We start from the raw sequence: 12514 nt of genomic DNA, 5'->3' as shown, positions 1-12514 counted from the left end.
TTTTCTGTATTGAAACCTATTCCGCCTTATCAATATCTTCTCTGACTTCCTTAGCGTTGAACTTAGCGAAAAGATACTGGCGGTCTTGAACAGGAAAACGTTGATCTAGCTGATCGACTGGCCCTACTTCAACCATTCCTTCTGAGATAACATAGTCCATAACATGACCACCGAACGTCAAATCATCAGAGATAAAATGCAAATGATAGCCAGCCACACTGACACCATGGAAAATCTCTGGCGTCCAAATACCAACAATGGTACCTGAAATATTCTCAGCGGTATACTCAGGCTGGCGACTTGCCACCTCCGCAAAACGAACATCAGAAGCCGATTTTGGAATCATGCGCACATGCATCCGAGCAAACGTCCCCTTGATTTTGATGGATCGAAAGAGATTTTCCCCATCGTAATAGGATTCAATTCGCTGGTGCAATTCCTCATGAGTCATTTCAAAGCGTTGTTTGAAAATCACTTCTGCCTCATGGAAAATGACCGCCGCATAGGGAACCTTCATATCAGCAGGAACTTCAACCACTTCTGGTTTCTCCCCTGCTCCCTTGGCCTGATAGGCCTTTCCATCTAAAACAATCAGCTCTCCGTCAATGGAATCTAGGGTCCCCAAACCCAAATCACCATGTTCCAACAATTCGCCAACCGTTAAAGAACCGCCATACAGTCCAGCCATCAAGGCACCGAGTGTATTGTATTGAAATAATCGATTTACTTGCATAACCTACTCTTCATTCAAAAATTCTTGCATGGCTAAATCGTCTGGCACCAATTGGATATAACGACTAGCTTGCTCTTTTGCCTCATCCAAACGACCAAGTTGACGTAAAACCGCTACGTAATCAGCCAAAAATTCAGGATTCTCAGCCAATTCTCCGGCCAATTCATCGTAAAGCTCAATAGCTTCATCATCTCTTTCTAGAGCTTGATAGGCCTTGGCCACATTCCAGCGAGCTAGAACGTTATCTACCTCTTCATCAAATAAAGCCACAACCTCTTCAAATCGCTCCTGCTCAAGATACAGATTGGACAAGCGCAGAGCCAGTTCGTTACTATCATCTGCCACCTCTTTTGCCCGTAGAAGATAATCTTCTGCCCCCGCCTCGTCATGCAATTCATAGGCATACTGAGAAGCCTGAAGCAAGAGATTGGCATCAAAGTCATTTTTAGCCAGGCCTTTTTGAGTCATAGCCAAGGCATCTTCTAATTTATGCTCGGCATGAAGCGACTGTGCATAGGCATATTCATAGCCCTCAAAATCAGGATTGATGGTATCCAGTTGCTTGAAGTAGAGATTTGCCTTTTGGTATTCTTCTCGTTCAAATAGCAGAGCTGCCAATTCAAAGACCGTCTGATCATCGTATTCCAACTCAACAGCTTTTTCCAAAAATTCAATGGCCGCTTCAAATTTCCCTAAACTTGCATAGGCAATACCAATTCGCTGATAGGTAGAAACTCCCGTTAATTCGTAGATTTCACGATTATCCAGCTGGGCATAATAGGAAATAGCCTCATTAAAAAGCTCCAGTTCCATATCCAATTCTGCTAAGCCAAAAAGGATGATGGGTTCATCTGATAAGTGACTTGCTTCTAACAATTTTTCACGCGCCACATCCGACAAGCCTTCTGCCTGATACAGGTCCGCCTTGACCAACAATGCTTCCACATAGACAGGACTGTCTTCCGAAATTTCCTCCAAATATCCGAAAGCTTCTTCAACCAAGCCATCTTCAAAAGCAATCTGAGCCAGATTGATCAGCACTTCGGGAAATTCTTCTTTGACCTGTTCATAGATTTGTCTAGCCTGTGGGAAAAAACCAATGCCTTCTAAGTAGGCTGCCAAGGACAAAAGCGTTTCACTATCATCTTGCACCAAGGCGCGCTTGAAATACTTTTCTGCCTTATCTAAATCCTGTTGGTCCAAACAAACCAACATTTTTTCACTATTGTTCATTCACAACCTCATTTTCTTCATCTTCATACAAACTACTGTGTGCTTTGTACCATTCAAATGCCGCTTTCACTAAAACCTTAATAGAGGCATATATTGGAATTCCCAGAAGAACTCCTAGGACACCGTACATCTGACCAGCTGTCAATAATACAAATAAGATGGTAATCGGATGAATACTTAGGGAGCTTCCGATAATCAATGGTGTCACAAAACGACCTTCTATAGTCTGCTCAATCATAAAGACTACTAAAACCTTTATCAGCATGATTGGACCAGCAATCAATCCTAAAATAACAGCTGGAATCATGGCCAAGAAAGAACCCAAATACGGAATTAGATTGAGGAAACCAGCCATCACCCCCAAGGTTATTGGATAGCTAAGACCAATGATTGAGAACATCACTGAGAACATCAGGGCAACAATAATCGCAACGGTCACCTGACCACGAACATAGTTTGATAATTGCCCATTCACATCTGATAGTACTGTTCCAATCGGTTCTCTCCACTTGGTTGGTAGATATTGGGTGATGTGTTTATTCAAATACTGACCATCCCGTAACAGATAAAAGAGAATAAAAGGCATAATCAAAATAGCAACAATAATCTGCGAAGCGGTTGAAATCAAATTACTTGCCCAATTCACAGCACTTGAAGAAAACTTCTGAGCATAGGCAACGACCTGATCATTGACCTTATTTAACATCTCCAGAGCTGTTGGTCTAAATTGTTCAAAGCGTTGATCCTGTAGGAGCCCAGTTACCTGTCCTTCGATTTTCTGGATATTCGAAGGAAGATTTTGCGCAAAAGATGTCACTTGCTCTTGAATACTCGGAATTGCCACCGCCAGTCCCCAGATAATGAGAAGACTGATTAAAACAAAGAGAATAGAAATACCAACTGTACGAGAAATTTTATGCTTTTCCATCCAGTCAACCATCGGATTTAACAGGTAATACAAAAGACCTGTTAAAATCATCGGTAACAATACAATTTCTAAAAAGCTTCCTATTGGTCTGAATAAAAAACTAATTTTACTAAAAATAAATATGGTCAAAAAAGTCAGCAAGGTTACTAATAAAAATGTCACCGCTTGGCTATTCAAAAACAAGCGGAAAAACCAAGTCAGACTAAATTTTTGATGCTTATCTTCCATCTAATACGCTCCTAGTCTTTTTTTTCTATTGTAACATGGAGAAAGGATTTTTGTAAAAATCAACTACAGAATTTATACGACTTTCTCAGAAAAACATGGTATAATTTTATCAATCATTTCCAAAAAGGAGAATCCTATGACTATCTATTTCGGTACCTACACAAAACGTGAATCAAAAGGAATTTATAAAGCAAATTTTGACTCTGAAACAGGACAACTTAGCAATCTAGAATTGGTCACTGAAGAACCTAACCCTACCTACCTTGCCTTTGATAAGGCCGGACATCTATACTCCGTCGGCGCTGAAAATGGTCTAGGAGGTATCGCTGCCTTTAATGCTGACTATACTCTACTCAACCATGTTGTATCAGAGGGCGCACCACTTTGCTATGTCGTTGTAGATGAAGCAAGAGATTTAGTTTATGGCTCCAATTTCCACAAAGGGCAACTACTTGTTTATAAACGTTTGGCGGATGGTTCACTAGAATTAGCTGATGTCGCTCAACACGAAGGATCTGGGCCACACGAAAACCAAGCTTCCGCCCATGTTCACTTTTCTGATTTGACGCCCGATAAATTTTTAGTAACCTGTGATTTAGGATGTGATCAAGTGGTGACCTATAAGGTATCTGACCAAGGAAAAGTAGAGAAAATCGCAACCTATCAGGCTGCACCAGGAAGTGGTCCACGTCACATCGTCTTCCATCCTGTCGCAAAAATCGCCTATCTCATCTGTGAACTCAATTCAACTATTGAGGTGCTTATCTATGACGGCTGGGGACAATTTGAACACCTACAAACTGTCTCTACTCTCCCAGAAGACCATACTGGTTTCAACGGTACTGCCGCTATTCGCATCACAAAGGATGGTAAATTTATTTATGGATCCAACCGCGGAAACGACTCTATCGCAGTCTACAAAACGCTTGCTGATGCCAGCTTAGAATTAGTTGAAATCGTCCCAACAAATGGAAAAACTCCTCGCGATTTCACGCTTAGTCCTGATGAAAAGCATTTGATTGTTGTCCATCAAGATTCTGACAATGCAACTGTATTTGAGAGAGATGCCGAAAATGGCTGTTTGACTGAGCTCTCACACGATTTCTATGTTCCTGAAGCAGTTTGTGTTACATTTTTATAAGTAGTTTCAGTTGTGAAATCCGTACAGTTTTGGTTTAATAGTCTCATAGGAAGTGATTTCAACATGAATCCAGTAGATCTTTTTAACCAAGTAAAAGAATTGATTGCAAACAAAGACTTTGATGGTGCAAAACAATTTATCGAAGAAAACAAGGACCAATTCGGTGAATACTTGGAACAGGCAAAAGGCTTGTTATCAGGTTCTGAAGGTGTTAACGGTCTTTTAGATAAAGTTAAAGGCTTGTTCTAATACATGTAAAAACTAGGCTGAGAATGTTCAGTCTAGTTTTTTTGTTTGTTCAAAAATATTTGTTATACTCATTTAAAATCAAAAATAGCCACCTACCACTCAAAGTGGATATGGAGCGTTTCGATTTTGTTATTTTTTAGAAGAAAACAGCTACTTGAAATCCACAATCCTCAACTCAAACTTATAAATTAAGGTTTCACATGTTATAAGTAGCTTAGACTTGCTATTTTTGATTTTTATTGAGTATTATCTCTTGCAATGAAGGAATTACCCAATCGCTCTTCAATTTTTCATTTTCACTGGCATGCTTTCCAAAACCTGTCAGTATCCGTACAGTAGTCCACATTCCCAAAGATTTAGCAGGTAGAATATCATTATCATACCTATCCCCGACATAGATAACTCTATCTGCAGGGATGTTTGCTTTTTGCAAGGCAAGTGTGAAAATCGTTGTATCTGGTTTAGATAGCCCAACCTCTTCAGAGAGGATAATGAGTTGAAAATAAGACTCAATTCCTCACTCTTTAAGCAGTTCTCTAATACTACTAGACTGATTGGCAATAATCCCCAATCGATAGTTTTGTGATAACTTCTCTAGAGCATCTATTGTTTCAGGATACAGGCTCACACCCTCATTTGTCCACAAAGGACGTGGCTCGGTCGGTGCAAAATACTGCCAGGTCGCACGAATAGGGTCCAGCGACTTATGAGCATACTCCACCATTTTCTTTTTATAAGAATCTGATGAAACCTCTATATCCAGAGACTCTAACTTCTTCACACACTTGTCTATATAATAACCATAAGCAGCCTCTTCATCTAAAAGCGTCGAACCCAAATCAAAAAATATCCACTCTATCATCCCACTCTCCATCTCTTTTCAAAATGAGAATACTTAAGTTGATATGCCTTTTTAGAATATCATTTTATCAATATCAAGGCAAAGAAAACTACCTAGAGAGTTTTGCTGTCCCTCACTTTGTTAGCCCGAAAATAAATTAGCACACTGTACATAGAAAAACAAGTCTGGAACTTTCCAGACTTGTTCTTACTATAAACCTCGCTATTCTAGCTCGGGGATAAATTAGTACACTGTACTAATTTATTTTTTCAAGTTATCATAATATCAAATAGTTCAATAAAATACGCTAAATTACTAATCTACTTTTTACCTTTTTCATTCTAAAATGTAAAGTACAAACAAGTACAATATACTAGAGGGGTAGTAAAAAAGGTATTAAATCAATGAGTTCAGCAGGCAAGAAAACAGCACCCCACAAGGTGCTGTTTTCAGGTCTTCTTAATTACCATACAAAAAAGAGGGATACCCCTCCTCACTATCCCCTCAACCACCAACAGGGGACACCAGCAAAACTAACGACATATTGACTGGTACGTTTATCACTGAGCGGCATTCAATGTCGCACTATATTCCGCTCCATTGCTATCAGAATAGCGGTGGAAACTGATACTATATTTTCATGCTATCATATTCACTTTACAAAAGCAAATCCTAAGTACACTTGATAAGGCGTTTTTTTTAGTTGCTTTTGCTTATCTGATAGGCTTATTATACCAAAAAAGGGAGTGTATGACCTCACGGGCTAACTCTCCCTAATCGGCTAGACTATGCAAGCCTCCAGCTGTGAATATATTATACCATGTTTATCACGCGCAAATCTACTATATTTTACTGTTTTTTACTGTATTTTGGTGCTATAGCTTACCCTTTTCTATCTTCTCTCTAATTATCCTAGCCCATATATCATAAAAAGGATGCCCGTCTGGGATAACAGGGGGATTTTTAGCAAATTCTTCTTGTGATAAAGTTGTTTCTTTTTCTAATATTGTACCGTCTGCTAGTTCAGTACCCTTAGGGACAACGTGGGTTATTATTGGTGTCCATTTTTCTTTAGGTTTAGCCATGTTAAAATTACTCCTTTATTGTGTAAAAATACAAAATAGGGCTAACCTTACACTTTAGCAGTTTATCTGTTTTAGTGTACTGGTTTAGCCCTATCAAATAAGTTAGATAGTGTTAAGCATGAATTTTCTTATCTGCAATAGCATCTGTTAAGGTCTGTGAGAAATTTAGCCCTAACTCACGCCCTAAAGTATCCGCCCAACGTGGAATAGTTAGTGTTTTCTTTACAGGCTCTTGACTGCCTAGATACTCAGCAACGTCAACCATAACCATAGATACAAAAGACTTGCTAGGGTCATAAACTAGCTCTATGTCCTCATCATCACGGAAAGGGTTATTATCTGCTAAAGATAGAGTGTTAATAGGGGCAGGAGTGGGAATATCTCGCCCATTCTCAATATAATCAGCTAGATGAATACCTAACCAATCACTAGCCATTGCCATAGCGTCTGCCATATCTTCGCCCTGAGTTGCTGAATGTTCAAAGTCTGGGAAAGTGACAAAATAAGGGGCGTTAGCTCCGTCTGTATCGTCATAATAAAATAAAGCTGGATAAGTGACAAGCATAGTTTACCTCCAAAATCAAAGACAAGCGAGGGACTGCCTTTATAACAGCCCTGCTTGCTTTTTGATACCCCTTTCGGTGTATTTGTTAATTTCACCGTGGGGAATGGTTATAGGTCGCTCGCCTGCTTTTTCAAGTTTAACGTGAGACCCCTTGCCACCTTTGGTTTTTGTCCAACCATGGGCGGTAAGTAGTTTAACCATTTCTTTTTGTGTCATAGGCATAGCGCTTTTACCTCCTGACAAGATTATTATATCATACGTGTTACACGTGTTCAAGTAAAAAGAGTGATATTTTGTCTAATATTAGTTATCAAAAATAGCTCCTAAAATCGTTTATAAGGGCTTTTAGCTAGTCCGTGGTTAATTTTATCGGACAAGGTAAAACACGCGCTAAAATAGAGATAAATTTAAGCTTGTGGCTGTTCTAGTTGCTTTTGTAACTGCTCTAAGTTCTTAATAGCTTTTTGTCTAATGCTAGAGACTTCTCTATAATCTTTTAGACCGCTTGCCTCTACTAGATGTTTGTCTTTTACTCCTTCGATATATTGTAAGGTTAAAATTTTACGTTGGTTTTCGTCTGATAGCTGATTGATTAAGTCTGTCATACGTTGCCGTTTTGCTTTAATTCCTCGTATTGCTACCAATAATCTTGCTTTTCTCTTTCTAATTCTCCTAGACTGTACTGGATAAGTTTTCTCAAGTTCAAGTTTATCATTTTCTAAACTAGAAACAGCATCTTTCAAATCTCTAATGTCTCTTAGTCGCTCGTTAATTGTCATATTGATTTCAAACATAATTTAATACCTCGCTATGATTATATCAAAAATAGCGCGTGTTCTTTGGTTAGTTCTTTGTTCGATTGAGTAAGTTTGTTTGTTTTGGGAACTAATAGAACGTTCTTTATTTGTTTGTTTTGTAAATGCACCCTGTTATTTTAGTCCCCCCAACCAATAGCTCACCCCTTTATCTAAATAGCTAGTAAACTTTCTGTAATGTCTCCAGTATGTCTTGGCTCTCATTCTTTTTGGACGGCTTGGAAAATTATCATAATCTACGTACCCTTTTTCTGGATAATAACTAGGGTCTACCTTTCTAGCCTCTTTCAATGCTAGATTAAAATAATACTGACAATCTGTTTTACTTCGGTTTAATGTTTTCTTGTGGACTTGTTGACACGTTCCACAACTAAAATACAGATACTGTTTATAAAGTTTCCTGCACCGTCTACCACAATCAGGACAAAGAAAGAAGTAGCGAGTACCTCCGTATGTTCCTGGTATGCTAGCTAAATTTATCTGTTGGCTATCATAAGTAGTAGTTAGGTTATTAAGGTCAATAGTGATAGTTTGCCCTCTCAACTGTCCACATGCTTTTGACAACCCTTTTTCTTTTAGTGGTTTGATTATCTTTTCTATGGTTAATTCAATCATCTTATCCCCCCTCCTTATATAGAAAACCCAATTTTATTGATTAAATGACAAAAAGAGGCGCGTACCTCTCTGTCTCAGCCCTTGGAAAGTAGCCTACGGGTGTATCACCAGCCATATAATTTAAGCGGTGCTGTTCAAGTTCCAGTCTGTCTTTTCCGCTTGTTCTAGGTAGTGGTTTTCAGTCATTTTTAGCCTCTCTTTCTTATTTCAAGATAAATTATGTAAACTTTTGCTATTTGTGACCATCTTTGAAAAAACTTGGTCACACCTTTTAAGCTAGTAGTACCAAGGGTTTAGGTGGTGTCAAAATCTTGTGACCGTCTTTTGAAAAATTATTTATATAGAAAAGATGAAATGATTTCCAACTCCTATATAATATAAATAAAAAAGATGGTCACACGGTCACATTTATAAAAAATAAAGGGATTTTCAATTAGTTTTTTATACCAAGTACCCTATGCTTAATTTTTTGTTTGGCGATGGAAAGCATAGGGGTTTAGGTAGGATTCTTTTAGTTGTTTTCAAATTGGTTAGATTGCCACGCTTGATTTATTTTTTCAAGGAAAGCAGCGCAGTATTTCTCAAAGAGGCAATTTCTCACCCCATGAAAAGCGTCTATTTTTGTTTAGGTTTGTAAGTTACGTATGGGATGCCTTGTTTAGGGCACTATCAATATAATTAAAAGCACTTAAAAACGCTTCAAGTATAGTCATCTTCTCAAAAAATGTTTTCTTACTATCAAGATACGTTTCTACTGCTTGTTGCTCTTTCTCATCTAATTTCTCAAAGACAAGCATTTTTAATTCGTCATAAATCATTTCAATTCTCCTGGTCTAAAATTATTGTACCATGCTTTTTAGCTTATTGATTGAGTACCGCTTATCTTTGATACTAAATACTTTAAAATAGTTACCCTCTAATCCTGTGCGGACACGACTTGCAACACGTTCGCTATAAAGGTTTGCTATTTCGTTATTGCTTAAATTGGTGGTTATGATAGTATTATTTCGATGACTAAGTACATCAAAAATAAACTCCTCCTCCCATGCTGACTTAGATTGCCCCAAGGCATTGCCAAGTTTGACCCCTAAATCATCCAAAATCAGATAATCAACCTCTTTTAGCATCCGCGAATAATAACCCTCTTTGCTAGTAAACTTAAAACTTTCTCGGATTTCTCTTAGTATCTCAGTAAGGTTAATAAACAATACACTTTTAGGCTCTCCTTTGGCTCTATACGCCTCATTTAGCTCTTTGGCAAGAGAAATAGCTAGATGAGTTTTTCCAACCCCTGTAGTGCCTGTTAGCAAAGTATTTCCATTCATGCCACCAAGATATTTCTGAGTTTGAGTTTTTACAAAATCTAACAGCTGTTTCTCCTCTGGTGTCTCAATAATGAAATTATCAAAGGATGCCGCTTTTAAGTCTTCTGGGATTGTACTGTCACGCATAAGCACATTATAGGTTTTCTGATAGATACTAGCGTTTAAGTGCTTTTCTACCTCTTCCTGTTCCTGTTTGTCTATCTGCTCCTGGGCACATTTAGGACAAAACGGAGACGGTTTCCGTGGTTTATCTTCCCCAGCAATTTTAACTACTCTATCAAGTTGCATTAACGGGATGCCATGAATGGGGCAAGTCTTTGCTAGTGTCTTTGTGTTTGTGATAAATTCAGCTTGTGTTAGCATATGTAACTCCTTTTTCTAAAATGGGTTTTCTTCTGACCAGTTCGCCAACCACTCCTCACGGGTTTGAGGCTCTGGTTTTGATTTATTCTGTTGTTTTCTATTCTCACGCGCTGCCTTGCTATTTCTAACAAGTTCAACTGTCAATAGGTTATCCTGTTTCCATCTGTTTAAGATTGCTTTAATATATGCCAAATTAGCCTTACCTTGACTAACCGCCTCTTTCAATGCCTCAAGAATAAGTTCTGGGCTAAAATCTTCTAGCATGTACTGCAATTCTTGCATCTGTATTGGTGATAAAGGTTTACCTGTTTCAGCCTCAAAAGATTTATAGAGACTTACAAAGTCTTGATTAAGGGTAGGGGGAGTAGGTGATTGCTTTTGTTCTTTATCTACTTCTACTCTTTCTCTTCTCTTTTCTTCTCTACTCTTCTCTACGTAACTATCTTGTAACGGTGTTACGGTTTGGCGTAACATTGTTACGTTATCATCCTGCTTTTTCTTTTCTCTCATCCGTTCCATCCTAACTGCTGATTGGGTTTTAGAACCTACTCGTTGGACTGCTCCAGGCAAGGAGATTTCTTCCTCTGATATTTCAATCAACAATCCTTTACGCTTGAGAAAATCAAATACAGCCCTGACATCCTCTACTGCCTCATCAATATCAAAAGCAATTTCGGAAACAAAATCATCCTCGATACTTTCAAAATACAATGAGCCATTATTTTTTAGACTTTTCAGCAACAGTTTTAGATAAATAGTGGTATATACATACCCTGCTGCCATCCTTTTTAAGGCTTTCATTTCCTTTTGTTCAAAAAAATCATGCTCCATCTTCAACCACCAATAACGCTTTTCCTCTGCCAAATTTACTCCTCCCCCGTCGATAAATATTGCATTTTGTCTAGGTATTCAATTTCAACCAATTTCAAATGATTCTCTATATCAGTCACACACTCTAACGCTCCTGTAAATCCCTCATTTTCTAAGATATTTTTCAATCTCTCAATAGCCAAAATTGCCCCATCGTGGCTTTTTATAAACTCTACTAGTTTCATCTGCTTTACCTCCAAATTGTTCTACTACTTGATTTTGTCACACGTTCAATCAGTTCATTGTGCGCGTGGCGTGGCACTTTACTGCTGATAAAAACAACATCTAAACTGGGGGAGTAATGCACCTTGCCCCTCCACGCATCACCATCAATAATAAATACTTTCAAAATAGACCTCCTAGCGTACTGTGAGAAAATTAATCACATCAGAAACCTTGAAATATAGTTTTTTGCTACTTTCAAAGGGTGATTGATATGAGACTAGCCCAATATCCATCCAGTTTTTCAAAGTTGTACCAGAAATATCTAGGTCATCTTTGAGTTCCTTGGCTGTGATTAAACCTGTTTTCTTTTGCAACTTCTTCTCTAGCTCTAGTTTTTGTTGTGCCAGCTTATCAACCCTATCTAATAAGCCTTGTTCAAATTCAGCCGAAAATGTTCCCATACTCCCCTCCTAGTTAAATTTCTTACCAGCAAGCCATACATAAGCCCCATAGCGCTCTTGTACGTGGGCTGTGGTGTTTTCCTCCACCTTGTCAGTTTGTGGGCTAATATCAAGCTCTATATAGCTCTCATAACGCCATAATAAGATTAGAATAACCAAGGAAACAATAATCAAGATAACACTTTCAGTCAATGTTGGGATTGATTCATTCATTGCTATACTCCTTGAAAAATCTATCTGACAATCCTGTGTGCTCTGAAACAAGATACTTTAGCCCACTAGTTGCTACTGTTACAAGGGCTGTTGCTTTATCTGGTTCAATGTCGCTAGTTGCTATTTCTAATGTTCTGATAACATTTTTCAACTCCGTACATAGCAATTCATAGTTACTTAAAATCTCATTATTCATGCTGTCTAATAACCTCCAGTTCATTGTCATTATCACAATTTATTAATTTACAAGCGATTAAATCTAAATCTTGATATAGCTGTTCTGTCATTTCAAAAATAACACTAAATGCTTGTTTCATTTGATGGTGTAAAATAGCGCTATCTGCTCCAGCATTATCAGCAAGTAATAAAGCATTGCCTAACTGTTGGATAATTTCAACGCGTGGTAGCAACTCAGCAATTTGGTTGCCCTGTTGCTTGATGTTTTGTGTGCTTAATGCCATTTTTGATTTTCTCCTTTATTTTTGGTAAAATTAAAGTAGTTATATTTGACAAGGGGGTGACTGATTTCCTCCTTGCTAAATACCTAACAAAACCACGCGCCTTGCTGATATACTCCCCTTATAGTGGACAGTGAAAAAACAAAAATTTTCACTAGAAACTATAAAGGGAGTTTTATTATGTCCAAAAGAAGTCCAAAGTCTGTCTCTGAGAAACTAGAAATTG

General features: G+C 38.1%; 19 protein-coding genes and 1 pseudogene. 2 read left to right on the top strand and 18 right to left on the bottom strand.

The annotated features are described in order from the left end of the window. Positions 1–16: 16 nt before the first annotated feature. From budA to ODU45_RS02315, 3 genes are read right to left on the bottom strand one after another with little or no spacing between them, the layout of a single operon-like run. On the bottom strand, positions 17–733 hold the full coding sequence (gene budA, locus ODU45_RS02325; RefSeq protein ID WP_014638341.1) for an acetolactate decarboxylase: 717 nt from the start codon (positions 731–733) through the stop codon (positions 17–19). A 3-nt stretch (positions 734–736) separates the two neighbouring features. Next, positions 737–1966, bottom strand: a complete 1230-nt coding sequence (locus ODU45_RS02320) for a tetratricopeptide repeat protein (protein ID WP_398580692.1) — start codon at positions 1964–1966, stop codon at positions 737–739. Then, a complete protein-coding gene (locus tag ODU45_RS02315; protein ID WP_014638343.1) occupies positions 1956–3122 on the bottom strand; it encodes an AI-2E family transporter in 1167 nt (388 codons plus the stop codon). Before ODU45_RS02315 ends, ODU45_RS02320 begins: the two co-directional genes overlap by 11 nt. Before the next feature lie 136 nt (positions 3123–3258). Here ODU45_RS02315 and ODU45_RS02310 point away from each other — a divergent pair, with 136 nt between their 5' ends. Both ODU45_RS02310 and ODU45_RS02305 read left to right on the top strand, forming a co-directional pair. Further along, positions 3259–4263, top strand: coding sequence for a lactonase family protein (locus ODU45_RS02310; protein ID WP_136671720.1), 1005 nt, complete (start codon positions 3259–3261; stop codon positions 4261–4263). 63 nt (positions 4264–4326) lie between these two features. Further along, the gene (locus ODU45_RS02305) at positions 4327–4512 is read left to right on the top strand and encodes a hypothetical protein (protein ID WP_002935693.1); all 186 of its coding nucleotides are present in this window, start codon (positions 4327–4329) and stop codon (positions 4510–4512) included. Between the two features lie 223 nt (positions 4513–4735). Here the strand turns inward: ODU45_RS02305 and ODU45_RS02300 are convergent. From ODU45_RS02300 to ODU45_RS02230, 15 genes and pseudogenes are all read right to left on the bottom strand, one after another. Continuing rightward, a pseudogene (locus ODU45_RS02300) lies at positions 4736–5374 on the bottom strand (HAD family hydrolase). Positions 5375–6228: 854 nt separating this feature from the next. Next, positions 6229–6438, bottom strand: a complete 210-nt coding sequence (locus tag ODU45_RS02295) for a BOW99_gp33 family protein (protein WP_029172207.1) — start codon at positions 6436–6438, stop codon at positions 6229–6231. 112 nt (positions 6439–6550) lie between these two features. Further along, positions 6551–7003 carry a type II toxin-antitoxin system HicB family antitoxin gene (locus ODU45_RS02290; RefSeq protein WP_136671196.1) on the bottom strand — a complete coding sequence of 151 codons (453 nt, stop codon included), beginning with the start codon at positions 7001–7003 and terminating at the stop codon, positions 6551–6553. 39 nt (positions 7004–7042) lie between these two features. Further along, complete coding sequence (locus ODU45_RS02285) at positions 7043–7225, bottom strand: type II toxin-antitoxin system HicA family toxin (RefSeq protein ID WP_014637653.1); 183 nt, start codon at positions 7223–7225, stop codon at positions 7043–7045. 185 nt (positions 7226–7410) lie between these two features. Further along, positions 7411–7797: a sigma-70 family RNA polymerase sigma factor gene (locus ODU45_RS02280; protein WP_332438297.1), complete on the bottom strand. Its 387-nt coding sequence runs from the start codon at positions 7795–7797 to the stop codon at positions 7411–7413. 135 nt (positions 7798–7932) lie between these two features. Beyond that, positions 7933–8433, bottom strand: a complete 501-nt coding sequence (locus tag ODU45_RS02275; RefSeq protein WP_105257016.1) for a hypothetical protein — start codon at positions 8431–8433, stop codon at positions 7933–7935. A 638-nt stretch (positions 8434–9071) separates the two neighbouring features. After that, positions 9072–9251, bottom strand: coding sequence for a hypothetical protein (locus tag ODU45_RS02270; RefSeq protein WP_398580691.1), 180 nt, complete (start codon positions 9249–9251; stop codon positions 9072–9074). Between the two features lie 21 nt (positions 9252–9272). Continuing rightward, complete coding sequence (locus ODU45_RS02265; protein WP_398580690.1) at positions 9273–10121, bottom strand: ATP-binding protein; 849 nt, start codon at positions 10119–10121, stop codon at positions 9273–9275. A gap of 15 nt (positions 10122–10136) precedes the next feature. Next, positions 10137–10985: a DnaD domain protein gene (locus ODU45_RS02260; protein ID WP_398580689.1), complete on the bottom strand. Its 849-nt coding sequence runs from the start codon at positions 10983–10985 to the stop codon at positions 10137–10139. A 2-nt stretch (positions 10986–10987) separates the two neighbouring features. After that, complete coding sequence (locus ODU45_RS02255) at positions 10988–11176, bottom strand: hypothetical protein (protein WP_398580688.1); 189 nt, start codon at positions 11174–11176, stop codon at positions 10988–10990. A 5-nt stretch (positions 11177–11181) separates the two neighbouring features. Next, on the bottom strand, positions 11182–11340 hold the full coding sequence (locus tag ODU45_RS02250) for a hypothetical protein (protein WP_398580687.1): 159 nt from the start codon (positions 11338–11340) through the stop codon (positions 11182–11184). Positions 11341–11350: 10 nt separating this feature from the next. Beyond that, the gene (locus tag ODU45_RS02245; RefSeq protein ID WP_398580686.1) at positions 11351–11617 is read right to left on the bottom strand and encodes a hypothetical protein; all 267 of its coding nucleotides are present in this window, start codon (positions 11615–11617) and stop codon (positions 11351–11353) included. 9 nt (positions 11618–11626) lie between these two features. After that, on the bottom strand, positions 11627–11830 hold the full coding sequence (locus ODU45_RS02240) for a hypothetical protein (RefSeq protein ID WP_398580685.1): 204 nt from the start codon (positions 11828–11830) through the stop codon (positions 11627–11629). Then, positions 11823–12026 (bottom strand): hypothetical protein, encoded by a 204-nt coding sequence (locus ODU45_RS02235; protein WP_398580684.1) that lies wholly within the window; start codon positions 12024–12026, stop codon positions 11823–11825. The genes ODU45_RS02240 and ODU45_RS02235 overlap by 8 nt, the downstream gene beginning before the upstream one ends. Further along, complete coding sequence (locus ODU45_RS02230) at positions 12019–12291, bottom strand: hypothetical protein (RefSeq protein ID WP_398580683.1); 273 nt, start codon at positions 12289–12291, stop codon at positions 12019–12021. Before ODU45_RS02230 ends, ODU45_RS02235 begins: the two co-directional genes overlap by 8 nt. Positions 12292–12514 lie beyond the last annotated feature (223 nt).

It is taken from the genome of Streptococcus sp. 2022WUSS135, assembly GCF_044427045.1.
Classification (GTDB): domain Bacteria; phylum Bacillota; class Bacilli; order Lactobacillales; family Streptococcaceae; genus Streptococcus; species Streptococcus hashimotonensis.
This window is presented reverse-complemented; position numbering and strand designations above follow the sequence as displayed.